Genomic DNA, 24,751 nt, shown 5'->3' with positions numbered 1-24,751 from the left:
CGCTCCGGCGCGTCACGACGGGGCCGCGAGGGTGGTTTTCGCGTCGGACCACCGCGTGATCACGCTGACATCTGCGACGAATCTGACGGGGCGCTCGGCGGGTGGCGCCCACCGGTGGGCAGCTTCCTGAAGGCACTCGTCGAGCAGCGAGGCGATGTTGTCGCCGTGGGAGTCCACGACGTGCACGAGCAGTTCGTCATGGAGACACAGCACGATCCTCGCACCCGATGCCGCACCGCGGGCCCGGACGAGCACCGCCCAGGTCTTGAAGAACTCGGCAGCCGCGCCCTGCACGACGGCGTTTCGCCCGAACCTCCCTCGTGCGGCGACTCGCGAGCGAAGGTCGCGGGCGGCGTTCGAGGCAGCGTCGGGGTTCGAGGCAGCGTCGGGGTTCGAGGCAGCGTCGGGGTTCGAGGCAGGGTCGGGGTTCGAGGCAGCGTGCGACGACCCTGACATTCGCAGTCGCCGGCCGCCGTAGGTCGACAGATCGTGACCGCCCTGTGCGGCCTCGTCGGCGGCGCGGAGATAGCCCATCGCGACCGGATACTCGCGTTCCAATCCGCGGAGCGCCTCGGCGCCTTTGCCGGTGGTCTGGCCGTACATCGCGCCGAGCACCGCGACCTTGGCGATCTCGCGATCCACGTGTAGACGTTCGGCCACCGGTGCGTACATGTCGTCGGCGGCCGTCGCGGCGGCAAGCGCCGGGTCGCCGGATACGGCTGCGAGCACACGAGGTTCGATCTGGCCGAGGTCGGCGCGGACGAACACGTGCCCCGCCTCGGCAACGATCGCCGGCCGCAGCTCGGCCGGCATGTTGTGCAGTCCTGCGGTGGCGGTCATGCGGCCCGCGGCCCCATCGGCGCCCGACCACGAGCCGCGTAGCCGGCCATCGTGGCCGACGTGGTCGTCGATCCAGCGGTAGCCGAACGTCGTGCGGATGCGTTCGGCTCGTCGCCAGTCGAGCAGTGGTTCGATGAGTGGATGCGTCCCGCGCAGCCGTTCGAGTCGCCATGCCCGGGTGTCGGGGACCTCGATGCCGACTCGCCGCAGGAGCGACTTGATCTGATCGGCGCGACGCAGGTCGGCGGTCACGCCGGCCGGGAGGTGTTGCAGGACAGCCCGGTCTCGGCGGGCCAGTAGCGCGTCGTCCTCGGCTTGCGTGCGAGGCCTCGGTCCCACGATCCCGGCCACGAGTTCCTCGGCGACCGCACGATCGAACGGGAGGCCATCGTGCTCGAGTTCGGCGCACAGCATCTCGGCTGCCGATTCGCAGAACGCCGTCGCCCGCCGGTGGCCGCGCCGTTGCCGACCGAGGTGTCGGAGCTCGGTTCGCGTGTCGGGATCGTCGGCCGTTGCCGCCTGCAGGCGGAACGCCTCCATCGCCAAGGCCGCCCATCGTTCGCGGCGTTCGGGAGACTCGTTCCAGGCGCCGTCGACCCACTCGGGTCGAAGGTGGCCGTCGCGGCGAATCGGATCGGTCTCGTCGCCGCTGTCGTCGACCTGATGGAACAGGTCGAGTGGTTGCACGCTCGGAATCGTCGCGGGGTCGAGCTGATGGAGGTGTGCCCAGACTCGTGCCGGATCGGCACGCCAGCCCCCTGTGAGCAGGCGATGCACGGCGCCGAGATCCCAACACCGGCGCGGCCGGACACCGATGGCGAGCAGCGACGACGCCGTCGTTTTCGACCACCAGACCCAGCGCGGTCCGATCCGTGCCTCGAGTTCGTCGACGGCCGTGGCGAATTCGGTGGCGTCGAGCCACACGCCGAACTGGCGGTCGGCGCTGTCGTCGTGGAGTGCCAAAGCCCCCGATCCGTCGTCGGCGACCACGACGGCGACCGTCGCGGTCTGGCCGTCGCGCCATTCGCGCCAGTCGCTCCAGTCGCTTGCTGTCACGGCAGCAGTCTCGCAGCGAGCCGGCGGTCTGATGGCGCTGCATGACCGTTGAGCCGTCACGATTGCCCGCGATTGAGTGATGGTGGATTCGTGCCGATACATCATGCGTGGTGTTCGAACCGCTTCCGCCGCCGCGCCCCTCGGGGATGCCCGGTTGGGATCCTCCCGATGGCACCGCGGCAGCGTCGTGGGCGAGTCGGCCCGGCGATGTCGGAGCGTCCATGTCGGATCGACGGCGTGCGGAACGCCGACGTGTCGAAGCCCGCGCCTCGGCGCTGCGCTGGGGACGCCACGGCTTCCGCGAGCGTCGACTCGGCCTTCGTTTGGATCGCGAACTCGCACCGATCGGCGCGGTGCTTCATGCATGTCGGGTGCGCACGGAGGACAGTACGCCCGACCCGCTCGACGACGAACCCGGCTCCTCGGTCATCGATCACCTGGTCGTCGCCCCGAACGGCATCTGGGTCATCGTGGCCGATCACCATCTCGGACGCCTCGGACGCGTCCGGGTCGACGGTCGACGTCAGCCGACCCTCGATGGCCAGGTCCACCTCGATCCGATCCGGCGAGCGACGCGGCTGTCGAACGACCTCGAGCGCGTGCTCTACCGTCTCGGCCTGGACTGGGTGGAAGTTCACCCGACGGTGTGTTTCACCAACGCCAGATGGGGGCGAGTGGCTCGTGAACTCGATGTCGATGGCGTCCGGATGACGTGGGGGAGCGCGCTCGTCGACCGGGTGGCGGTGCCCGGTCCGATCTTGCAGCGTGACGCTCGGGCGGTCGCCGCGCGGCTTCGTCGTGCGCTCGTGACGGTGCCGGCGAGCGAGCGCCGTCGCACCTGAGCCGGGCGAGGTCGCCGAGGCCGAGCGAAGCTCACGACGCCGCGCGGCCGGGTGTTGCTAACCCCAGCCGAGTTCGTGCAGCCGGTCGTCGTCGATGCCAGCAGCGTGGGCGACCTCGTGGATCACGGTGATGTAGACCTCCTCGCGCAAGTCGTCGAGGTCGTCGCACATCTCGCAGAGCGCGAGCCGATAGATCGACACGATGTCAGGGCCTTCCTGGCCGGTCCGTGCGGTGTGTGGGACTCCGTCGTACAGTCCCAGAAGGGTCGGCTCCGCCGGATGGCGATCGTGGATCTGCACGACGACGTTGTCGAGGACGTGGTGAAGTTCTTCGGGTAACGCATCGAGCGCGTCGGCGACCATGCGATCGAACTTGTACTTCGGAACGACGTCCATCCGGTCATCCTTGCCGCTCGCGCGGCTACTCGTGCGGCCAGTCGCTCGCCAGCCGTGCGGATGTTCGTGCGACAGGGTGGGTCAGGCCCACGCTGTCGTCAGATCACCTTCAGTGCGTCGGAGTAGACCTTCTTGGGCTTCATGTCGACGGCGATCTGGCGGGCGATCTCGTGGAACGACTGCGCCAGCTCCGACTCGGGAGCGACGGCCGTGACCGGTTTGCCGTCGTCGCCGCCCTCGCGCAGCGCAGACACCAGCGGCAGCTTGCCGAGCAGCGGCACGCCGAGTTCGTCGGCGAGTTCCTGGCCGCCGCCGGAGCCGAAGATCTCGTAGCGCTTGCCGTCGTCACCGGTGAACCACGACATGTTCTCGATGATGCCGCGGACCGGGAGGTTGACCTTCTCGGCCATCGCCGCCGACATCGCAGCGACCTTCTGAGCCGCCGGCTGCGGCGTGGTGACGACGAAGACCTCACCGCGCGGGAGGTACTGGGCGAGCGACAGCGCGATGTCGCCGGTGCCGGGCGGCATGTCGACCAGCAAGAAGTCGGGCTCGTCCCAGAACACGTCGGTGAGGAACTGCTCGAGCGCCTTGTGCAGCATCGGGCCGCGCCAGATGACCGCCTGGCCCTGTGGCACGAAGTAGCCGATCGAGATGCACCGAACGCCCCACATCGCCGGGGGGATCAGCATCTCGTCGATCACCACGGGATCCCGATCGGTGCCGAGCATCCTGGGAATCGAGTAGCCGTAGATGTCGGCATCGACGACGCCGACCGAATACCCCTGTGCTGCGAGGGCAACGGCGAGGTTCGTGGTGACCGACGACTTGCCGACACCACCCTTGCCGGACGAGATGAGCAGCGGGCGGGTCTTGGAGGAGTTCTTGGCGAACGGGATCTCGCGACCTTCGGCGTGACCGTGAGCCTGGTTCGACCCAGCGGACGAGCCGGCGTCGCCGTGCAACTGGCGACGAAGCGTCTCGCGTTCCTCGTCGGTCATGACCGTGAATTCGAGGTCGATCGACTCCACGCCGTCGAGTTCGGTCGCCGCCTCCGACACGCGCCGCGTGATCTCGCCCTTGAGCGGGCAGCCGGGAACGGTCAGTGCGATCAGTACGCCGACGACACCGTTGTCGCGGATCTGCACGGCGCGCAACATGTTGAGGTCGACGATCGAACGATGGAGTTCGGGGTCCTCGACCGGGCGCAACGCCTCGATGACCTGCTCTTCGGTGACGGTGGAAGCCATGAATCCAGTGTGGCGACGACCATCGGCATTTACACCGCCAATCCGGTGTAAATTCCTGACACCGGAGGCGTAACGGTTCGTGTCAGACACAAACCGTTACGCCTGGCGGGCCGGTCAGTTGCGGTGTTGCGCGTACTCGATGACGCGGGTGATGGTCACGTCGTCGGCTTTTTCGAGTGCGCCCATGTCGAACGGCGGCTGCGGGTCGTACTCGATCATCAACTGAGCGGCCTCTGCGGCGGTCCGATCGACCAGCAACTCGACGAGACGCAGTGCCATGTCGATACCTGACGAGACGCCTGCTGCCGTGATGATCCGCCGATCGAGGTGCTCGACCACTCGTTCCGGCACCGGTGTCGCACCGTGCTGGGTGAGCACGTCCCGGGCGCTCCAGTGGGTGGTCGCCGTCAGACCGTCGAGGAGGCCTGCGGCGGCGAGGACCAACGAGCCGGTACACACCGACGTCGTGAACGTCGTGGTCGGATGTACGGCCCTGACCCAGTCGAGTGTGGCCTCGTCGGTCATCAGCGCCCGCGTGCCGTGGCCGCCGGGGAAGACGACGAGGTCGGGCGTCGGGAAGTCGGCGAAGGTGCCGTCGGCTTCGATGCCGAGCATGCCGTTTTCGGAGCGAACGATGCCTCGTTCGGCGGCGATGAACGTGACATCGATGTCGGGGATGCGCTGCAAGACCTCGTACGGGCCGATCCCGTCGAGCGCCGTGAACTGAGGAAAGAGCGCGATGACGACCTGGAGGCTCATGCGGATCTGCTTTCTGCGGGTTGCGGGTGTGGGATTGCGCACGGAGTGCGGAGGCGACGTGCTGCCGGTGCGTCTCGGGTCGAGCGGCAGATGCTGACGATCATCATCGACGCGCGATCGACGGGCGTCAATGACACGGACCTCACGATTCCTGCCACAACGCCTGGCGACACGTCGGCGATAGCGTCGAGAGCGTGGACGTACGCATCGGAGTGACCCAGGCCCCTCGTGAGATCGGCATCGAACTCGCCGTCGGCGCAGATCGTGACGAGCTGAAGACGCGAATCGAAGCCGCGCTGGCCGGAGCGACCGACGTGTTGGCGATCACCGACAAGCGGGGCAACCAGACCTTCGTGCCCTCCGCCAAGATCGCCTACGTCGAGCTCGGTTCCCCCGACGGCGAACGCAAGATCGGGTTCGGCGGCTGAGCCCGGTGAGCGCCCGGACCGCGGCGCTCCACCGGTGTCGGACCCACGACCCGACACGACGATGACGTCACTGCTCGATCTCGACTTCCTCTGGGTCACCGGCAAAGGCGGCGTCGGCAAGACCACGATCGCCGCAGCGCTCGCCGAGGTCGCCGCTCGCAGCGGCCGCCGCGTGCTGGTGTGCGAGATGGATGCCAAAGGCGCGCTGGCGACCGCGTTCGAAGTCGGCGAACTCCGATTCGATCCGACCGAGGTCGATCCTGGCCTCTTCGCGATGACGATGAGCACCGAGGACTCCTTGCGCGAGTACATCCGCCTGTTCGTCAAGATTCCACTGCTCGGTCGCATCGGGCCGCTGGCCTCGACGCTCGACTTCGTCGCCGACGCTGCCCCCGGGGTGAAGGAGATCCTCGCCGTCGGCAAGCTGTGCTACGAGGTGCGCGAGCGTCACTACGACCTCGTGGTGGTCGACGCCGAAGCCTCCGGTCATGTGGTGAGCCAGATCGGGGCGCCGAAGGTGATCGCCGATCTCGTCCACGTCGGGCTCGTACGCGATCAGACCCAGTGGATGCTCGACATCCTCGAAGATCCGACTCGCACTGGCGTCACCGTCGTCACCACGCCCGAGGAGATGCCGGTCACCGAATCGATCGACTTGCTGGAGCGACTGACCGGCGAAACGGGAACGCACCCTGCCGCGGTCGTCGCGAACCGCGTGCTCCCAGCGTTGTTCACCCGTCGGGAGCAGCCGATCGCGCGCCGACTCGGCGACGTCGTCGACGTGTTGGAACGCTGTATCGGCCCGGGCGCCGCGTCGGTCGTCGAGGCGGGCATGATCATCGAGGCTCGCCGTGCGCTCGGCGCCGAGCACCTCGACCGGCTCCGGGAGGCCATCGATCGCCTTGCGCTGCGGGCGGACGGTGCAGCGTTGCCCATCATCACGGTGCCGGAGCTCTTCGGCCGATCACACGGTCGACGCGTCGTGTCGCGCGTCGCCGACTGCCTCCAGGACGAGTTCGACGCATGACCCGCCGCGACCTCGACGCGCTGCTCGCGAGCCGTGAGATGGTGCTGGTCGCCGGCTCGGGTGGCGTCGGCAAGACCACGATCGCAGCGGCGATGGGCGTTGCGGCAGTTCGGCGCCAAACCGGCAACGTGCTGGTGCTCACGGTCGATCCGGCGCGTCGCCTCGCCAACGCGCTCGGCCTCGAGGCCGTCGGCAACACGCCGGTGCGAATCCCGCGCAACGCCCTCGAGCGTGCCGGGATCGACGCGCGGGGCAAGCTCTTCATCGCCATGCTCGACACGAAAGCTGGCTGGGACGAACTCATCCATCGCCATGCGCCCGACGAGCAGACTCGTGACGCCGTGCTCGCCAACCCCTTGTACCGCAACATCACGAGTCGATTCGTGCGCAGCCACGACTACCTCGCGATGGAGCAACTCCACGATCTGCACGCAACCGGCGAGTACGACCTCGTCATCGTCGACACGCCGCCGTCGCGCAACGCGCTGACGATTCTCGACGCGCCCAGCAGGATGGCAGAGTTCTTCGGAAGCCGTCTGTTGCGCTGGCTGACGGTGCCGTACCGCTCGCGGTTGTTCACCGTGGCGTCGAAGCCGTTCTACAAGGTCGCCGACAGCGTGTTGGGCTCGCGCTTCTTGCAGGACATCGCGGATTTCTTCGTCCTCTTCCAAGCAATGGAGGAGGGCTTCGTCCGTCGAGCTCGCGAGGTCGAGTCACTCCTCACCGATCCGCGTACGGCGTTCGTGATCGTGTCGACGCTGGAGGCGGCACCCACCCACGAGGCCCGGTATCTGGCCCGAGCGCTCGACGAGCGCCAGATGCCACTCGGCGCGATCGTCGCCAATCGCGTGCTGCCATCGGCGCTCGCGTCGCCGGCGGCGTCGGCGGCGGCCGCGACGCTGGGGACCGGTACGGGCGCTGGCGATCTCACGATCGCCGAGCGTGTGTTGACGGCGCTGCGAGCGCTCGATGACGCCTCGGCGGAGCCGTCGTCGGACGACGTCGATGTCGCCGAGGTGGATCGGATCCTGCACCGGCTCGCCGAGCGCTTCGACGACGTCGCGATGGTGGCGACCCGAGAAGCCGATCGTCTGGCCGAACTGGCCGAACTGTCGCCGCTGGTCGTCTCGGTCCCATGGCTCTCGGGCGACATTCACGATCTCCGCGGTCTGGGGATCTTGGCGGATGACTTGCGAAACGGCTCACATGGGGCAGAATCACCACGATGACGTCGCTCGCTGACCTCACCCGCCAACACTCGCTGCTCGACCGTGACGACATCGATCACTTGAATCGCCTGTCCGCCGAGTGGGCGTTTCTCGCCGATCTGTGCTTCGCCGACCTCTTCTTGCACATCCGAGCGCAGTCGGGTCGCTGGATGGTGGTCGACCAGGTTCGGCCGGCGACGAACCAGACGATGTATGTCACCGACCATGTCGGCATGTGGGCGACGGGGGGCGTCGAGCAGGTCAACGCTGCGTTCGACACGGGGCTGCGGGTCGAGGGCGAGATCGAGTCCGCCGACGGACTCGTCGCGGACCCGTCCGCGGTGGCGCGCATCGTCGCGATCCCGGTCCGTCGGAACGGCCGTGTCATCGCCGTGCTGTCGAAGGAATGGATCGTTCGTGCGGGCCGTGTGCCGGGCGAGCTGGAGCACCACTACTCGCTGATCTTCGAGAAGTTCGTGACGATGATCGAGAGTGGCACGTTCCCGTTCGCGGGTCGCGTGGCCGACTCGAGTGCAGCGCCGCGTGTGGGCGACGGCGTGATGATGCTCGATGCCGACGCCACCGTGACCTATGTGTCACCCAACGCGACGACGGCGCTGCATCGAGTCGGTATCCACGCGAACCCGGTGGGGATGCGACTCGCCGAGCTCGGATTCCACGACGGCCCGGCGCGCCAGGCGTTCGAGCGATGTGAGCCGGTGATCGAGGAGTTCGAGCAGGGCGCCGACGTTGCGCTGCTTGCCCGCTGTGTGCCGCTGTTGACGGGCTCGCCTGGGGAGGCGTCCGTGACCGGTGGCCTGATGCTGCTGCGTGACGTCACGGAGTTACGCAAGCGCGATCGGCTGCTGTTGTCGAAAGACGCGACGATCCGTGAGATCCATCATCGGGTGAAGAACAACCTGCAGACGATCTCGTCGCTGCTGCGTTTGCAGGCACGTCGCCTCGAAAGTGACGAGGCCAAGCAGGCGGTCGGAGAATCGGTTCGTCGAATTCGCACCATCGCCCTCGTGCACGAGTCGCTGTCTCGCGAGGCGGGCGATGACATCGCCTTCATCGAGATCGTGCGCCCGTTGTTGCGTCTGGCGGAGGAAGGTCTGCAGTCTCCTGACCGTCCGGTGCGGTTCTCCGTTCGGGGGTCTGGCGGCCGCATCCCGGCGCACACGGCGACGCCACTGTCGGTCGTGCTCACCGAACTCTTGCAGAACGCGGTCGATCACGGGTTCCCGGAAGGCAGTGGCGGAGGCGACGTTGCCGTGGTGCTCGGCCACGACGGTGAGCACCTCGAGTTGCGCGTCGTCGACAACGGACGCGGCGTGGAGCCGGGTTTCGATCTCGATCAGGCGACGGGACTCGGCTTGTCGATCGTTCGAACGCTGGTCACGACCGAGCTGAACGGCACGATCCAGATGCGTCCAGCCGCCGCTGCCGACCTCGAGGCCGTGTCACTCGACGGTGTCGGCCCGGCACGAGGGACCGTCGTCGAACTCCGCGTGGCCACCCTGGACGACTGATCGACGATCGACTGATCGACGATCGACCGAGCGCCGGTCAGCCCGTTCGAGCCAGGCCGTGACGGCTCGTACCGTGGACGCAGCCGCGACGCGTTGCGCGTCGGCCGGTGTTCAGGCGCTGGCGGCTTGGCGTGCCGCACGAGCGGCAGCGACGCGCTTGCGGCGGATGACGCGGCGCTCTTCTTCGGTGAGGCCACCCCAGATTCCCGAGTCCTGGTTGGTGCCGAGCGCGAAGTCGAGGCAGTCGCTCGCCACGGTGCACTCCGCACAGGTCGCCTTCGCATGATCGATCTGCACCAGCGCGTTCCCGGTCGTGCCGACGGGGAAGAAGAGGGCCGGGTCGGTATCACGACACAGCGCATCCTTGCGCCAGTCGTAGTCGGCGGCTCCAAGAGCAAGGCTGGACGCAAGGATCGTCACGTTTCGGGGTTCCCCTCTGTTGCAGGGCGCCCCGCTGAACCGTCGACATGCGTCGATTCGGCAGCTCGCCCACTCTGGATGCGATGGTTCGAGCGCCGTGGCGGCCGCTCGGCCCTGCGAGAAACTAGGCGAGGGCTCCGAGCTGCACAAGAGGCTCTTTCTGTGACGTCTGTCCGGCACATCTGTCCGGCACATCTGTCCGGCACATCTGTCCGGCACATCGGGGGAGCGTGGTGAGGTCCGGAGGGCATCTCGCATCGCTCATGTCGGTTCGGCAATACTCTCGGTCGTGCTCGTCCTCGGCCATCGCGGCGCGTCAGTTGCAGAACCCGAGAACACGCCAGCGGCCTTTCGTGCTGCTGATCGGATGGGTGCCGATGGGGTCGAACTCGACGTTCGTCTGGCCGCTTCGCGTGACGGTCGAAATCGACTCGTGGCCTTCCACGATCCGCTGCCTCGGGAGCAGTCGATGCTCGACGCGCTGCCTGGCTTCGCGGAGGTGCTCGAGGCCTGCGGCGACCGGATGTTGATCAACGTCGAGATCAAGAACAGTGTCGATGACGGTGGTTTCGATCCCACCATGGCGGTCGCAGCGCCGGTCATCGACGCGATGCGTCGCTTCGATGCGTCGCCGGATCGTTTCGTGATCTCCTCGTTCTCTGCCAAGACGGTCGACCACTGCCGGCTGATCGAGCCGAGCATCGCGACAGCGTTGCTCTGCGAGGCGCTCGATGAACGGGCGATTCGGCGGGCGCTGCAGGGTGGCCATCGCGCGATCCACCCGTCCGTCGTCGAGCTGACCGCCGCCTCCGTTGCTGCGGCCCACGATGCCGGTCTCGCCGTCAACGCCTGGACCTGCAACGATCCGCAGCGACTGGTCGAGCTGGCCGCGATGGGCGTCGACGGTGTGTGCACCGACGTGCCCGACGTGGCGCGGACGGCATTGGGTCGAGTCGCAGGAGACGCTGCGTCGCCCCGGTGGGCGCTGCGTCCCGCACACTGATGGCCTCGTAGGTTTTCCGTGGCGGCACCGGCCCGCACCGGCCCGCACCGGCCCGCACGGCAGATCGTGGCTGACTGGAGGCCGGTGACCGCAGATCAGTTCGGCGTCGTCGGGAACACGAGCTTCACCGCGTCGGGCACGTGCTGGAACTCGAGTCGCGGGGTTTCGCCGAGGGCGTCGCCGTCGAGTTGATAGGGGAACGGATCGGGATGGTGAATCACCAGCTCGGAGAGCTCGGTTCGAATGTCGAGATGCTCAGCTGCGGCCACCCCGCCACCGCGCAGGGCGCCGGCGAGCGAGCGCAGGATCGCACTGGCTCGCATGGTGGTGAAGGTGATCGCGACGAGACCGTCTCGATCGAGCCCCGCCTCCGGCGACAGGTCGAGAGGCCGGTTCCCCAGATACGTGTACGGGTTCGTGTTGAGCACGATCGTGAAGAATCCGTTCGGCTCGTCCGGTTGATCGCCGCCGCTGATGGTGAAGTGCGGCTGTTTGCGGTCGTAGCCCGTCAACCACGTCGAGAGTCCGGCCGAGATGAACAACGGATGACCGAGCCATCGCTTGAGCGCCCCTCGCCGCTCGACGGCCTGGACGACCGCGGCGTCGTATCCGACGCCGGTGTGGAAACAGAAGTACCTGCCGTTGACCTGTCCGAGGCCGATGGGGCGGATGTCGTTGGCTTCGATGCCGGCAACGAGGTGCTCGACGGCGAGCACGGGATCGTTGGGCATCCCGAGCGTTCGGGCGAAGACGTTGGTCGACCCGCCCGGCAGCACGCCGAGGGCGGTGTCGCTTCCGGCGATGCCCGTGGCGACTTCGTTGAGCGTTCCGTCGCCGCCGTAACCGATGACGACGTCGAACCCGCGTCGTGCCGCATCGTGTGCGAAGCGTGTCGCGTGGCCGCGACGGTTCGTCTCGACGATCTCGACGTCGTGCTGGCGCCGACTCCGTCGTCGGGGCACGTCGGGATCGGCGAGCGATGTCGACTCGTCTCCGGGTCGGGGGCGCCCGATCGTGTCGCCTTCGCTGAGTCGACGATGCACCACCACCGTGTTGCGCGCGGTCACCGACGACGCGAACGAGTTGACGATGAGCATGATCCTCACAGCGCGGCAACCGTACCGTGAGGGCCGAGCTTCGACGTGACAGGCCGCCGTGCGGAACACGGGAGCGCGATCGCCCTGGGTCGCATGATGCGGATGGTGCGGACGATCCGTTCCACGCCTGACGATCCGTTCCACGCCTGACGATCCGATCGGCGACCCTGGCGTTCCGGACGTCACAGGCGCTCGAATTGGGGGACCAGGTTGACCGAGCGGTAACTTGTGAGCCTTATGAACGTGATCGTGTGTGTGAAACAGATCCCTGACCCGGCGCTCCCGGGTGAGCTGGATCCCTCGACCAACACGCTGAAGCGCGACGGCAAGCTCATCCTCGATGAGTCCGACAGCTATGGCGTCGAAATGGCGCTGCAGCTCGTCGGTGCTGCGGGCGACGGCTCCGTGACCCTGGTCTCGATGGCCCCCAATGACGAAACGTCGGGCCTGCGCACCGCGCTCGCCATGGGTGCCGAGAAGGCCGTGCTCGTCTCTGATCCTTCGCTTTCCGGCGCTGATGCCCTGACGACTGCGAAGGTGCTCGCCGGCGCAGTCGGCCGAGCCGGCGACTACGACCTGGTCATCGCCGGAACCGAGTCGTCCGACGGCTACACCGGGACCGTGCCGGAGCAGATCGCCGAAGTCCTCGGGCTTCCCTCGGTGACCTTCGCCAAGACGATCGCCGTCGATGGCACCACCGTCAAGGTCGATCGTCAGACCGAAGCCGGCTACGACGAAGTCACGTGCTCGCTTCCCGCCGTGGTGTCGGTCACCGCTGGCGTCGTCGAGCCTCGCTACCCGAGCTTCAAGGGCATCATGGCGGCCAAGTCGAAGCCGGTCGACACGGTCACCGCCGCCGACCTCGGCATCGAATCGGCCAGCTGGGCTCAGTCCATCACCAACGTCGAAGACGCCCCGGCTCGCGAAGCCGGCGAGATCATCGAAGACGACGGCGAAACGTTCAACAAGATCGTCGAGTTCCTCGACAATCTGAAGGTCATCTGAGGATCGGAGACTGACATGGCAATCGACAACATCTGGGTGTTCGCACAGACCACCGACGGGGCGGCCTCGACCGGCACGCTCGAACTGCTGAGCAAGGCGTCCGCGCTCGGCGGCGACGTCACCGCCTTCGTCGCAGGCGTCGCCGGCGACGCTGCTGCGGCCTTCGCCGATCACGGCGCGGCGAAGATCTACGAGACCGGTGACCTTGCTGGTGCCCTGCCGGGCGCAGCGGTTTCGGCTGCGATGAAGGCCGTCATCGACGGCGGCGACGCACCGCAGCTCATCATGTTCCCGCAGAACTACGAAGGCCGCGACGTGATGGCGCGTCTCTCGGTGAAGCTCGACCGGACGGTGCTCACCAACTCGACCGATGTCATGGTCGACGGCGACTCGGTGAGCGTGCAGACGCCGATCTTCGGTGGCGCCAAGATCGTCACGTCGACGTTCACGGGTGAGGGCCCGTTCCTCGCGGCGTTCCGCCCGAAGAGCTTCGAGCTCGCGGGTGGAGCCGGTGGTGCCGGCGAGGTCGTCAGCGCTCCGGTTCCTGATCTCGGTGCGACCGGTGGTGCCTCCGTCACGGCCGTTCACGTCGAGGAGACCTCTGGTCCCAAGCTCGACGAGGCAGCGGTCGTCGTCGCCGGTGGTCGTGGCCTCGGGGAGTCGGACAAGTTCGAGATGATCGAACAGCTCGCCAAGCAGCTCAAAGGCGCTCCGGGTGCGTCGCGTGCGATCGTCGACGCCGGCTGGGTGCCGTACAGCTACCAGGTCGGCCAGACGGGCAAGGTCGTCAAGCCGACCGTGTACGTCGCCGCCGGAATCTCTGGTGCGACACAGCACATGGTGGGCATGAAGGGCTCGAAGAACATCATCGCGATCAACAAGGACAAGGAAGCACCGATCTTCGGTGTTGCCGACCTCGGCATCGTCGGTGACGTCCACAAGGTCCTCCCGCAGCTGATGGAGGCACTGGCCGCCCGCAGCTGACCCAACACCTGGGGTCAGACCCCAGGCGTTCAACACCTGGGGTCAGACCCCAGGCGTTGACTTCACGAATCGAGAGACCGGATCTGCCCAGGCAGATCCGGTCTCGTCGTTTTTCCCAGCGCTGTCGTGTCAGGACGCGTCCTGCGCGGTGAGGGCCCACGCGACTTCGCTGTCGGCGTCTTCGACGGCGAGCTGCATCGACCAGCCCACCTCCGGCTCATACGCGTTCCAGCGGTACCAGTTCAGGCTGTCGGCGAATGCGCCGAGCTCGTCGGCCGGTGGTGGCCACTCGTCGAGGTAGTCGCCGAGTGCGCCGAGCAGCCACCATGCGCCGAAGCGGCCACCTGCCGCTCCCCGCCGTCGACCGTGCGCCCCGCCTGATGCGCCCGCCCACGCCATCCACGCGAGTGCGTCGGAGGGTTCGATCTCGCAGACTCGCACGCGACGCAACCCCAGCGCGGCGAGCGCGTGGGAGATGTCTCCGACCACGCAGACCGACTCCGTTCGGCCGTTCGACGACGCGGTCCAGGGTTCGACGAGTTGACGCAACGCGAGTTCGACATCGTCATCGAGTTCTTCCGCACCGACCGAGACCTCGAGCGCCTCCCACTCGTCGGGGAGATCCGGCATCGGGAACTCCGCGCCGTCGAGGCCGTACTCGGCGACTTCGTAGGTCGGCTCCCACGGCTGCACAGCGAGCGGCAGGTCGAGCACGTCGGGAAGGTCGTCGGCGTCGACCGGCTCGCCGCGAATCGCACGTTCGTGCGCGACGAACGCGGCGCGGGGTCCACGATCGAGCAGCGACCCGAGATCGCCCCACGTGTGATGCTGGGCGGCGACTTCGGTGAGCGGACCGATCGTGAAACGGCCCGACAGGCCGTCGGTCTCGTCGAGCACGGTCGCCACGTATTCGGCGGTTCCGAGCAGCGCCAGCCGATACTCGGCGAGCGTGGCGGCCGGCCAGAGTTGACGGCCGGTGTCGATCGCCGAACGCGAACGATCACGGACACGAAGCAGTCCCGCCCAATCGGCTGCGTCGCACCGATCGTCGATCATCCGTACGAGCCCGTCGAGGTCGGCGCGATGGATCAGCGCGTCGAGAGCATCGTCGCCAGCGCGATCGTCGTTCATCGACCGAGTGTGCCACCTTCGACGTCGCACGCGACGCTCGGGTGTCGGGGCGCTCCGCAACGAAATGCACTGCATCGCAATGCATTTCGCATCGATCAGCGGGTGAGTCGGATCGTGATCCATCCGTCGGCGATCAGACGATCGGCGACGCGCAGCGGTGTGAGGGCCTCGAGGACGTGCTGGTGTCGCTCGGCGAGGATCCCGCTGATGATCAGCGAGCCGTCGTCGGCGACCAGTCGCACGAGGTCGGGCGCCAGCGCGATCAGCACCGGCCCCAAGATGTTGGCGACGACGATGTCGTAGCGGCCGTCGAGATCGGCGATCGCGGTGTCGTCGACGTCGACCACGGTCTCGACGCCGTTCAGCTGTGCGTTGTGTCGGGTGGCATCGACCGCGGCGACGGCCACGTCGACCGCCCGGACCAACGGCGATCCGAGCTGCGCGGCCAAGATGGCGACCGCGCCGGTTCCGCACCCGACATCGAGCACGGCGTCGAAACGATGATCGCCCGTTCTGATGAGGTTCGCGAGCATCGCCAGCGTGGAGCGAGTGGTGGGATGGTCGCCGAGTCCGAACGCACTTCCCGGCTCGATCACGGTCACGATGGAGGGCTCGCGCTTCGCTGTGGACATTGCGCTGCTCGCCGGCAACTCGTCGGCTCGCCACGCCGGAACGACCACGAGATCGTCGGCGTACCAGACAGGCGCAGCAAAGGCCTTCCAGTCGTCGCCGAGCTCGGTGGAGACCTCATCGACGCGCCAACTCCAGGTCGGGTCGAACGTCGCGACGGCGCGAGTGATCGAGTCGGAATCGTTGCCGACCGAGGACGACACCTCGACGCGCCCGTCGTCGAGGTCGATCTCGCTGACCGCGCGCACGCCGAGTTGCCAGAAGCGGTCGCTCACGAGTTCGGCAACGGGTGACGACACGGTCACCCGGATCATCCGTTCGGTGTCGCCGCCGACGTCCGTGAAGTCGAGCCCGTCGTCGGGCACGACTGACCTCGGGTCGCGTTCGTCGGGCGGTGTGCCAGGATCGTTCAGACCAGCGGCCATGGGTATCGGCGGCCCGTCGGGTCGGTCGGGAAGCGACGCTCCTTCACGAGCCACGCCGCTCGGCCCTGGAGCGCGGTGACCTCGTCATCGGCGAGCAGCGTCGCAACCTCGAGTGGGACGCGGTCGACGAGGCGATTGGCGCCGTCGATGACGTGATCGGGCAGCACCTCGTCGCCGAACTCCCAGATCACGGTCCGGAGTTTGTAGTCGGCGGCGAAACAGAGTCCGTGATCGATGCCCCACACGGACGCAGGGGCGCCGTTGCGTTCCGGAATGAGCAGGCAATGGCCGCTCTTTCGGTCGGTGTTGTTCGCCAGCACGTCGAACGCTGCAAAGTCGCGAAGCCGATCATGCAGTTCGGGGTGATGCTCGTAGATGGTGAAGTAGTGCTCCGAATGGTCGGCCACCGCGAACCACTGGAACGACCCTTCGCCCATCGGCCCGTCGCGGAGCACCGTCGTCGGCACGAGGTGCAGGCCGAGGGCTTCGCTCAACCGATAGGCGGCGACTTCGCGACGATGCAGGCCGGGCTCGAAATCCCACAGCGGCCGCTCACCTCGCATCGGCTTGTAGATCGCCGGGTGCGAGCGTCCGTCGTGGATGACGTGCACGAGGAACGTCCCGTTGGAGCTGTACGGCATGCGCCCTTCGACCTCGACCTCGCCGCAGAGCAAGTGTTCGAGTTGGTCCTCGACCTCGTCGACGCGCAACTCCACCCCGCGTGGCTCGTCGTCAGCCTCGTCGAGGGTGTCGTCGAACTCGTCTGCGTCGAACTCTTCGTCGTCGAACTCGTCTCCGAGCATGTCGTCGACGTCGTCGTTGGCAGAGTCGGACACGACGTTCAGTTCATCCGGGGGCACGGGTGGCCGTCGGGGTCGATCGGAAACCCGCACCACTTGCACTCGGGCCGACCCGATTCGATGACGTTGCCGGCGTGCACCGCGAACGCCGCCGCCTGCCCGCGGGTGATGTAGATCCGGACGTGGCTGCGATCGTCGTCGTCGACCGGTTCGCCCTCCTCGTCGAGGGCTGCGACCTCTTCGAGTTGCAGCAGCACCCGGTCGTTCGAGCGGTCGTAGCCGAGCCCGATCGGGCCCAGCACGAAAGCGATCTCGCCCGGTTCGGAGATCTCCATCGCCCCGGCGATCGGGCGGTCTTCGGCGGGCGGCAGGTCGCTCAGCGCCTTGTCGAGGTACTGCGCGATCGCTGCAGCCTGCTGTTTCTCGCACTTGATCCCGAGCCGAAGGCCGTCCGCTCGGACGTGGAGGAAGAAGGTTCGCGAGCCGGGACGGCCAACGGTGCCGACCGTGAACATGTCGACGTCGTCGAATTCGTAGAAGACGGTCATCGAGGGGAGATCAGGCGGGCCTGAGTTCGGTCAGAGGGCGGCCGGTGGAGTTGACGGCGAGCACGACAGGCCCACCCGAATGCCAGGAGATCGCACTGACCGACGCGGGGCTGATGACGATGCGTTGAAACAGGTCGATGTGCGTGCCGAGTGCGTGCGCTACAGCGGCCTTGATCGTGTCGGCGTGTGAGACGCACACGATGGTGCCGCCGGGGTGCTTGGCGCGAAGGCGGTCGAGCGCAGACACCATTCGGGTCTGCATCTCGGTGAAGCTCTCGCCGTTCGGAAAACGGAACGTCGACGGGGCTCGCTGGACGGTCTGCCATTCCGGCAGCTTCATCAGCTTCTTGAGTTCCTCACCGGTCCAGTCGCCGAAGTCGCATTCGAACAGGCCGCGCTCGATCTGTGTCCGGAGCCCGAGCGCCTTCGCGATCGGTGCAGCGGTCTCCTTGGCCCGTTCCAGCGGCGAGGAGTACACGGCGTCGACCTTCGACAACTCCGAGATGCGGTGTGCGGCGATGTCCGCCTGCCGGCGCCCTTCATCGGCGAGATGGAGACCCTTCGCTCGGCCGGGCAGCACTTTCCCCGTCGTCGGCGTCTGTCCGTGTCGGACGAGCAGGATCGTCGTGGCCGTGGCCGTGGCCGTGGCCGTGGCCGTGGCCTTGGACGAGGCCTTGGACGAGGACGCGGGCGTCTTGCGTCGTGTCGAGGCGGTCGATGAAGCGGTTGCTTTGGTCATGGGCACCTTCGAATCTACTGTCGACTGGCGTGGGTCCGCTCGTCGTCCTCGAAGCCGAGATCGTGTCGTGTCGTGCATGTCCACGTCTCGTCCAGTGGCGAGAGCAGGTGGCGGTCGACAAACGGGCGGCGTTCCGCGACGAGACCTATTGGGGTCGACCGGTGCCAGGTTTCGGTGATCCTGCAGCGCGCGTCGTCGTGCTCGGACTCGCTCCCGCGGCCCACGGGGCGAATCGCACCGGCCGGATGTTCACCGGTGATCGCAGCGGCGATTGGCTTTTTCGGGCGATGCATCGGGCTGGATTCGCCAACCAGGCGACCTCGGTGACGGCCGACGACGGTCTCGAGCTGACCGATGCCTGGGTCACGTCGGCGGTGAAGTGCGCGCCACCGGGGAACACGCCGTCGACGAGCGAGCGCGATGCGTGCGGTGGTTTCCTCGGGCGAGAGTTGCGCTCCCTGACCGGGTTGCGCGTCGTGATCGGCCTCGGCACGTTCGGGTTCGACGCTGCGTGTCGGCAGATCGGCATTCGCCCGCGTCCGAAGTTCGGACACGGCGTCGAGGTCGAGGTGCCTGCAGGCGACGGCCATGGCGCTCTCACGCTGCTCGGCTCGTATCACGTCAGTCAACAGAACACCTTCACGGGTCGTCTCACCGAATCGATGCTCGACGACGTCTTCCGCCGAGCCCGCATGCTCGCCGGCCTGACGCCCACCTGATGACGCTCGACGAACGTCGAGTCACGAACGCGTCCGACCAGCGTGCCGAGCAGCGGGGTTACGAAGCTGGAGCGAGGGCGTCGGCGAGGGCTCTGGCGGCGAGCGCGTGCGCGCTACGGGCCTCGCCCAACATGTGGGGGAGGGAGAAGAAGCCGTGGATCTCTCCCGGGAAGTGGACGTGGGAGGTCGTCACCCCGGCGGCAGCGAGGCGTTCGGCGTAGGCGATTCCTTCGTCGCGCAGCGGATCGAACCCGGCCGTGATCACGAGCGCGGGAGGGCACGCCGCGAACGCCTCGTCACTCGCCAGCAACGGCGACACTCGAGGATCGTCGCGGCTGGCGTGGTTCCCCGCCAGGTAGTGGTCGATGAACCATTCCATCGCCGCCTTGGTCAGGAAGTACCCCTCACGGTTCTCCTCGTACGACGCGCTGTCGGTGTGCGCATCGGTGACGGGGTACACCAGCAGTTGAAAGCGGATCGGAACCGGCGCTCCATGGCAGAGTGCCGCGGCGAGGTTGGCGCCTGCGGAATCCCCGCCGACGGCGATGCGGTCGGGATCGATCCTCAACTCTTGGGCGTGTGCGTGCGCCCACGTCGTCGCCTCGATGCAATCGTCGAGGCCGGCCGGAAACGGAGCCTCGGGCGCGAGTCGGTAGTCGACGCTCAACACAGCGTGACCCGAACCGACGCAGAGCGCATGGCACACGTTGTCGTGGCTTTGCAGATCGCCGATCACCCAACCGCCGCCGTGGAAGTACACGAGGAGACCAGGAATCTCATCGGACGGCTCGGGCCGATACAGCCGTGCGGGCACGCCGCCGGCGTTCAGGTCGAGCGTCTCGAAGCACGAGTCGAGGATCGGTGGCGCCATGTCGGCCCGGGCCGCGCGCGCCTCGACTGGATCGAGCGTCTCGAACGGCGGTGCACCGAGCTGTTCCAGGAGATCGAGCAAGGTTCGAGCTTCGGCGTTCAGCGGCATCCCGGAATACTGGCAGTAGCCTTTCGACGTTGTGAAGGCGAACCGCACCCTCGAAGTCCGGCCTCGTGCCCGTCGCGCTCGTGCGATCGCATCGGTCGCGGTGGTCGCTGTGCTCGGTCTGTCGGCGTGTACTTCCGATCCGGGGCCGAAGCGGGTGGCCGAAGACATCATCAAGCGCGAGGCCATCTTGAACCCCGAGCTCGACGAAGCGTGTCTGCTCGCCGAACTCGACCGCTACAGCAGCAGCGATCTCGAACAGATCGCGCAGGACCTCGCCGCCGAGAACAGCGAACGCAACGCCCGCGGCGAAACCGCGCTCAGGACCTACGAACTCTCGCTCTCGCGCTGCCTCTGAACGCGAACTCCTGACGTCAGCTGGTCGACGCTCCTCGTTCCACGCGTCGCAGTGACGACGTCGCGGTCAGGACGTCGCGGTCAGGACGTCGTGGTCGGCCCGTCGCCGCCCGCAGGAGGCTCGGTCGACGCCGGGGGCGTCTCGGATGTCGGAGTCCCGGCGGCCGGAGTGGTGGTGGTCGCAGCGGCGGCTTTCTTCTTGGGAGGCGGCACGCCGATCGCTGGGGCGGGATCGGCAGCTTTGGGCCAGCGGCGGCGGCTGACGATCGACAGGAGCCGGAGCAGTCGCATCGCAGTTTCGTCGGTCTGCGCCGGCCGGGCGATGATCGAACCGTCCGCGATCATGCGCTCGATCACTTCGTGACCGAGTTCGGTGCGGGCGATGGTGAGGGTCCAGTCGTTGTCTTCGCCGATGCCGCCCGTCGCGACGTCGGAGTGCTCGGCGGCGAAGTCGGGGCAGCTCTTGCAGCCTTCACGCGTCCACTGGTGGCATTCCTTGAGGTCGATCTCGTGATACGAGCCGTCCTTCATCCAGATCTGGAACACGCCTTTGATGTTCATCTTCACCATGTCTTGCTTCTTCAGGCCGTACTTGGCCTCGAACAGTTCGGTGAAGATCGCGTCGTCGAAGGTCTTGGAGCACAGCAGCCCGATGTTGAACAAGAACGGCTTGGAGACCTTGCCCGCCTTGCGGTCCCACATCGTGGGAGGCGACGAGGTCTGGCAGCCCATACCCACGAGCGCGAGGCGTTCCATGCCGCGTGCTTTGGCCTCGGGGAGGGCGAGCGGATTGGCGCAGTACGTGTAGCGAGACCCGGCGGTGGCGAGGATCTCCTCTTTCGACTCGACCACGACGGGTTTGGCTTTCCACTTGTCGTCGTCTTCGACGCCGGACACGAGCGCGCCGTCGATGTAGTCGTTCTCGCGGAGCCAGATCAGCATCGCCGAGACGAGCCCGCCGTCCTGGCCCATCTTGTGGACCATGTCGTCGGAGGCGCGGGTGAGGTAGAGCTGCTGCCAGATGCCGGCCATCTCGTCGGGTTCGCGCACTCGCCCGAACAGGTGCATGTCGGCAGCGGGTTCCCACGCCCGGAAGCGCGGACATGCCCGTGTGCAGGTGGTGCAGCCGCCGCCTTCGCCGAATCCGTGGACACAGTTGTCGAGGCCCAGTTCGTCTTCGAGATGGAACGGCAGGTACTTGCCTTCCTCGTGCTCGTAGCCGATCACGTCGTGCGGGCACGTCACCACGCAGCCGGCACAGCCCGTGCACAGCCCGGTCGTGATGACCTCGGCGTACAACTCCTTCCACTGCGCAGTCCAGCGACCAGCCTGGGCGGGGGGCACCGGTTCGGTACCGGTGGGGGTGTCGGACTCGACCGTCGTCATGCCCCCGACTGTACGTGAGCTCAGCCTGCTTCGGGTAACCGCAGCCGACGCCGAATCGTCGCGCGGAGGTCGACACCGAACCAGCTGAGTCGGACGAACGTGCCGAGACCCGTGAGGCCGACCAGCGCCCAGTAGATCGCTCCGGGGTCGAGATCGAGGAGGAACTCGCCGCGACGAGCCGACAGTGCGAGCGCGAGCACGATGAACCCGAGCAGGATCCAGTGCGCCTTCACCATCGCGATGTAGACGCGGTGCTCGTCGGTCTTGCGTGTGACGACGTAGATCGGCTTGCGCCTCGCTCCGTACCAGAGCGCCCGGAGCGCAGCGGTCGCGTAGAGCGGTGCCATGCCGATCAGGAACATTCGCGTTCGCACGCACGCACCGAGAGGTTTGTCGGCGGCAAAGGCGAGCATGATCAACTCCATTGCGACCGCGAACCCGGTGAAGTGCACGGCATAGTCGACCGGCGTGGCATCGATGGGAAATCGGCCTACGGCGAGTCCGACCATCGGGATCGTCAGTAACACCATGATCGGGAGGCTGAGCAGGTAGAACGCGGTCTGTTCGACGAAGTGGAGCCGCGTCCGCCACGGCAGCCCTCGGAAGCGGTCGAAGGCGAACAGTCGGATCGAATCGATGGCCCAGGTACCGCGCTGCTTGAAGTAGTTCGCGATGTCTTCGGGTGCGTGCTGAGCGAACGCTCCGACGATGGGGACGTACAGCCCTCGCCAGCCGAGCCGGAGTGCGAGTACCCCGGAGTGGATGTCTTCGACGAGGTTCCACACCGGAAAGTTGCCGATCTCGCGGAGTGCCGCTCGCCGCCAGACCAACCCGGATCCACACGGGAAGGCGCTGTAGTCGGCGTTTCGCGAGAGCATCATGCCGCGGTAGAAGAGCAGCTCGTTGTTGTTGAACGGATCGCCGTGACTGGTCGTGGATTCCTTGATCGTCTGGACGAATCCGATCCGCTCGTCGAGCATCAACTGCGACACCGTGAGGCGAAGGAAGTCGGGGTCGCCGACGAGATCGTCGGCGTCGCGTGTCTCGACGAACTCACAGCCGGCGTCGTTGACGACACGCATCGCAGCGTTGAGATTGCCGGCCTTCGAGTCGCCGATGCGGCCCTTGGTGCCGCGTCGAGGCGGCCGGAAGTACGTGAGCACGCCTGCGGGCAGCTCTCGGGCGCGTTGTTCGACGTGGCGCCGGAGCTGTTCGGAGTAGCCGTCGTCGGAGATCACCACGCAGAGGCGATCGAGGGGCCAGTTCTGGTCGAGCACCGACTCCATCGTCGCGGCCACCATGGCGGCGGGTTCGGAGGCGGTCGGGATGATCACGCCGACGAGCGGTTCGTGTCCGGCAGCGACGCCGACTCGCAGCGGGACCGAGCGCTTCGAGTTGTTGAACGACAGCAGCAGCGCCGTTGTGGCGACGAGACCGTTGGCCACGAGGAATGGCACGGACAACCACCAGTCGCCCCATGTCAGGTGCCGTACAGCCCAGGGGACGAACCACGCGGTCATGACGACGAGCAGTACACCGGCGAGCGCCATCTGCCGGTTGGTGTAGCGCACCTGGTTGCCGACGAGACGGCCGCGTGCTGGATCCGCAGTGAGCAGATCGGGGGAGCGACGAGGGATGGGCACGACCTCCTCGCCTCGGGCGAGTGACGTGATCTGATGGATGACGACGCCGGTCAGCGCGGGCGCGAGGAGCAGTGTCGCTGTCGCGATGTCGCCACCGTCGACGGTGGCGCCCACGAATGATCGAGTGAGCAGCAACGCCGCGCCGGCGAGCGTCACGGCGAGGATGCGTCGGCGAACGAGAAGGTCGGTGACGCGATGGAGCAATGCGGCGAGTACCACGGCGACGAGCGCGATGAGCGCGAGCGTCGACATGTTGGTACTGGTGCCGCTGTTGGCCACCGTCGATTCGAGGTGGGTTCGAGCAGCGGCCACGTAGCCGCCCACCGCCCAGCGTTGCGGAGCGAGCCACCACCCGGTTGCGGCGATCCACATCACGACGAAAGCGACGGTGCCCTTCCAGGCGCTCGGCGGTCGCACGATCAGGAAGAACGGGCTCATCGCGAGCGCGACGACGATCATCTGGTACTCCACGACGACAGCGAAGGCCGCGGCTGCCCCCGACATCAGGAGCCACGAGGCTCGACCCGACGACTCCGCCAGAGCGAACCCGAGCAGGGCGACGCTGCAGGCGGCCGCGGCGAGCATCGTCGGGGACGCTGCCGTTGCCGCGTCGGTGACCGCCAGCACCGCGCTGACCAGCACGGCGGTCGAGCGGGCGGCCCATCGCCCGAAGAAGCGAGACGCTGCGCTGGCCGAGCAACAGATCGCGACCACCGCGAATGCCAGCGATGCGGCTCGCACGCCCTCGACGCCGAACCGATCGACGACCTGTCGCATCATCGCCGGCCATGCACTGGACCCACCCGGCCAGCCGTCGGGGTAGGCGGACGCCGATCCGGCCTGCGCTGCGGTCAGCCAGGCTCGCTCATCCGTTTCGAGCTGCGTCGTCGACCCGAGAGACCGAATGAGGCCGAGCACGGCGTAGGCGGCCACGGCGACCGCTGCCATCCACCACGACGGCCGCTGCCACGCAGGTCGAGGCGGCGCTGGCGGTGGGATCGTGAGCGCCGACCGGCGCACGGCGAACATCTGAGCTCGAGTCGTGCCGCCGAAGTCGGGTGCGCAGCGGTCGGGTTCGGCAGGGTCCTGACCAGGGTCGAGTGGGTCGTCGTGGGTGCGAACGGTCACCGTCGAGGCACCGTGCCGTGTCAGAGTTCGCCAACACCGGGAGAGCAATTCGTTCGTTCCGTCGTCGGCAAGACAGACGTCGTGGCCCCCGTCGACCAGCGCAGCGATCAACACCCGCGAGCGCTCGGGATCCGGTCGCGGCCCGGCGTGGAACACCACGATGTCGCCTGATGTCGCGGCTGCCCAGCGGAGGGTCTGGTCGGCCTGCTTGCGCAGCCGGCGAGCGTCGAATCGCGAGGTCGATGACGCGACTTCAGGAACGAAGATCGAACTCCACGACGTAGCTCGTGCGTGCGTCGAGGGTGGTGTGTCTCGGCCGTCGAGGCCCGTCACGTCGACATCGGCCCCGAGGGTCGCAGCATCGGGTGACGGAGGTGGCCAAGACATCACCTCCATGCATCGACAGAGATTGACGAGATCTT

Annotated in this window: 24 protein-coding genes; 10 read left to right on the top strand and 14 right to left on the bottom strand. The window is 67.2% G+C overall.

Annotation, left to right across the window (positions count from 1 at the left end; translation table 11 throughout):
* Positions 1-12 precede the first annotated feature (12 nt).
* Entirely contained in the window at positions 13-1,896 is a 1,884-nt protein-coding gene (locus tag ACE37B_RS08510) for a DNA polymerase (RefSeq protein ID WP_409922846.1), read from the bottom strand.
* Between the two features lie 110 nt (positions 1,897-2,006).
* On the opposite strand from ACE37B_RS08510, the gene ACE37B_RS08505 reads away from it, so the two are divergent.
* Positions 2,007-2,738, top strand: coding sequence for a nuclease-related domain-containing protein (locus ACE37B_RS08505; RefSeq protein ID WP_409922845.1), 732 nt, complete (start codon positions 2,007-2,009; stop codon positions 2,736-2,738).
* Positions 2,739-2,795: 57 nt separating this feature from the next.
* Here the strand turns inward: ACE37B_RS08505 and ACE37B_RS08500 are convergent, their stop codons facing one another.
* From ACE37B_RS08500 to ACE37B_RS08490, 3 genes are all read right to left on the bottom strand, one after another.
* Positions 2,796-3,134: a metallopeptidase family protein gene (locus ACE37B_RS08500; RefSeq protein WP_409922844.1), complete on the bottom strand. Its 339-nt coding sequence runs from the start codon at positions 3,132-3,134 to the stop codon at positions 2,796-2,798.
* A 98-nt stretch (positions 3,135-3,232) separates the two neighbouring features.
* Entirely contained in the window at positions 3,233-4,384 is a 1,152-nt protein-coding gene (locus tag ACE37B_RS08495) for an Mrp/NBP35 family ATP-binding protein (RefSeq protein WP_409922843.1), read from the bottom strand.
* A 114-nt stretch (positions 4,385-4,498) separates the two neighbouring features.
* Positions 4,499-5,143 (bottom strand): DJ-1/PfpI family protein, encoded by a 645-nt coding sequence (locus tag ACE37B_RS08490; RefSeq protein WP_409922842.1) that lies wholly within the window; start codon positions 5,141-5,143, stop codon positions 4,499-4,501.
* 194 nt (positions 5,144-5,337) lie between these two features.
* Between ACE37B_RS08490 and ACE37B_RS08485 the strand changes: the two genes are divergently transcribed.
* From ACE37B_RS08485 to ACE37B_RS08470, 4 genes are read left to right on the top strand one after another with little or no spacing between them, the layout of a single operon-like run.
* Entirely contained in the window at positions 5,338-5,571 is a 234-nt protein-coding gene (locus ACE37B_RS08485; RefSeq protein ID WP_409922841.1) for a DUF3107 domain-containing protein, read from the top strand.
* Between the two features lie 34 nt (positions 5,572-5,605).
* Positions 5,606-6,598: an ArsA family ATPase gene (locus tag ACE37B_RS08480; RefSeq protein ID WP_409922840.1), complete on the top strand. Its 993-nt coding sequence runs from the start codon at positions 5,606-5,608 to the stop codon at positions 6,596-6,598.
* Positions 6,595-7,827, top strand: a complete 1,233-nt coding sequence (locus ACE37B_RS08475; RefSeq protein ID WP_409922839.1) for an ArsA family ATPase — start codon at positions 6,595-6,597, stop codon at positions 7,825-7,827. Before ACE37B_RS08480 ends, ACE37B_RS08475 begins: the two co-directional genes overlap by 4 nt.
* Positions 7,824-9,338, top strand: a complete 1,515-nt coding sequence (locus ACE37B_RS08470) for a sensor histidine kinase (protein ID WP_409922838.1) — start codon at positions 7,824-7,826, stop codon at positions 9,336-9,338. The genes ACE37B_RS08475 and ACE37B_RS08470 overlap by 4 nt, the downstream gene beginning before the upstream one ends.
* A gap of 111 nt (positions 9,339-9,449) precedes the next feature.
* On the opposite strand, the gene ACE37B_RS08465 is transcribed toward ACE37B_RS08470, so the two are convergent.
* Positions 9,450-9,758 (bottom strand): WhiB family transcriptional regulator, encoded by a 309-nt coding sequence (locus tag ACE37B_RS08465; protein WP_409922837.1) that lies wholly within the window; start codon positions 9,756-9,758, stop codon positions 9,450-9,452.
* Between the two features lie 289 nt (positions 9,759-10,047).
* Between ACE37B_RS08465 and ACE37B_RS08460 the strand changes: the two genes are divergently transcribed.
* A complete protein-coding gene (locus ACE37B_RS08460) occupies positions 10,048-10,761 on the top strand; it encodes a glycerophosphodiester phosphodiesterase (protein ID WP_409922836.1) in 714 nt (237 codons plus the stop codon).
* Positions 10,762-10,856: 95 nt separating this feature from the next.
* On the opposite strand, the gene ACE37B_RS08455 is transcribed toward ACE37B_RS08460, so the two are convergent.
* On the bottom strand, positions 10,857-11,858 hold the full coding sequence (locus ACE37B_RS08455; RefSeq protein WP_409922910.1) for a diacylglycerol/lipid kinase family protein: 1,002 nt from the start codon (positions 11,856-11,858) through the stop codon (positions 10,857-10,859).
* Positions 11,859-12,113: 255 nt separating this feature from the next.
* Between ACE37B_RS08455 and ACE37B_RS08450 the strand changes: the two genes are divergently transcribed.
* Positions 12,114-12,863 (top strand): electron transfer flavoprotein subunit beta/FixA family protein, encoded by a 750-nt coding sequence (locus ACE37B_RS08450; protein WP_409922835.1) that lies wholly within the window; start codon positions 12,114-12,116, stop codon positions 12,861-12,863.
* 15 nt (positions 12,864-12,878) lie between these two features.
* Positions 12,879-13,847, top strand: a complete 969-nt coding sequence (locus ACE37B_RS08445; RefSeq protein WP_409922834.1) for an electron transfer flavoprotein subunit alpha/FixB family protein — start codon at positions 12,879-12,881, stop codon at positions 13,845-13,847.
* Between the two features lie 129 nt (positions 13,848-13,976).
* Here ACE37B_RS08445 and ACE37B_RS08440 read toward each other — a convergent pair whose 3' ends face one another.
* The 5 genes from ACE37B_RS08440 to ACE37B_RS08420 all read right to left on the bottom strand — a co-directional run bounded on the left by ACE37B_RS08440 (position 13,977) and on the right by ACE37B_RS08420 (position 18,120).
* Complete coding sequence (locus ACE37B_RS08440; protein WP_409922833.1) at positions 13,977-14,978, bottom strand: DUF6183 family protein; 1,002 nt, start codon at positions 14,976-14,978, stop codon at positions 13,977-13,979.
* Positions 14,979-15,073: 95 nt separating this feature from the next.
* A complete protein-coding gene (locus ACE37B_RS08435) occupies positions 15,074-15,973 on the bottom strand; it encodes a 50S ribosomal protein L11 methyltransferase (protein WP_409922832.1) in 900 nt (299 codons plus the stop codon).
* Between the two features lie 44 nt (positions 15,974-16,017).
* Positions 16,018-16,869, bottom strand: coding sequence for an SCO1664 family protein (locus ACE37B_RS08430; protein WP_409922831.1), 852 nt, complete (start codon positions 16,867-16,869; stop codon positions 16,018-16,020).
* Between the two features lie 5 nt (positions 16,870-16,874).
* A complete protein-coding gene (locus ACE37B_RS08425) occupies positions 16,875-17,381 on the bottom strand; it encodes a DUF3090 family protein (protein ID WP_409922830.1) in 507 nt (168 codons plus the stop codon).
* A gap of 10 nt (positions 17,382-17,391) precedes the next feature.
* Positions 17,392-18,120, bottom strand: coding sequence for an MSMEG_4193 family putative phosphomutase (locus ACE37B_RS08420; protein ID WP_409922829.1), 729 nt, complete (start codon positions 18,118-18,120; stop codon positions 17,392-17,394).
* On the opposite strand from ACE37B_RS08420, the gene ACE37B_RS08415 reads away from it, so the two are divergent.
* Positions 18,099-18,839, top strand: a complete 741-nt coding sequence (locus ACE37B_RS08415) for a uracil-DNA glycosylase (protein ID WP_409922828.1) — start codon at positions 18,099-18,101, stop codon at positions 18,837-18,839. The two genes, ACE37B_RS08420 and ACE37B_RS08415, sit on opposite strands and share 22 nt — an antisense overlap.
* A 58-nt stretch (positions 18,840-18,897) precedes the next feature.
* Here ACE37B_RS08415 and ACE37B_RS08410 read toward each other — a convergent pair whose 3' ends face one another.
* Entirely contained in the window at positions 18,898-19,818 is a 921-nt protein-coding gene (locus tag ACE37B_RS08410; protein ID WP_409922827.1) for an alpha/beta hydrolase, read from the bottom strand.
* A gap of 31 nt (positions 19,819-19,849) precedes the next feature.
* Between ACE37B_RS08410 and ACE37B_RS08405 the strand changes: the two genes are divergently transcribed.
* Positions 19,850-20,173 (top strand): hypothetical protein, encoded by a 324-nt coding sequence (locus tag ACE37B_RS08405; protein ID WP_409922826.1) that lies wholly within the window; start codon positions 19,850-19,852, stop codon positions 20,171-20,173.
* 80 nt (positions 20,174-20,253) lie between these two features.
* Here ACE37B_RS08405 and ACE37B_RS08400 read toward each other — a convergent pair whose 3' ends face one another.
* Both ACE37B_RS08400 and ACE37B_RS08395 read right to left on the bottom strand, forming a co-directional pair.
* Complete coding sequence (locus tag ACE37B_RS08400; protein WP_409922825.1) at positions 20,254-21,558, bottom strand: Coenzyme F420 hydrogenase/dehydrogenase, beta subunit C-terminal domain; 1,305 nt, start codon at positions 21,556-21,558, stop codon at positions 20,254-20,256.
* Positions 21,559-21,578: 20 nt separating this feature from the next.
* A complete protein-coding gene (locus tag ACE37B_RS08395) occupies positions 21,579-24,716 on the bottom strand; it encodes a glycosyltransferase (protein WP_409922824.1) in 3,138 nt (1,045 codons plus the stop codon).
* Positions 24,717-24,751 lie beyond the last annotated feature (35 nt).

This window comes from Ilumatobacter sp., from assembly GCF_046290335.1.
GTDB lineage: Bacteria > Actinomycetota > Acidimicrobiia > Acidimicrobiales > Ilumatobacteraceae > Ilumatobacter_A.
This window is presented reverse-complemented; position numbering and strand designations above follow the sequence as displayed.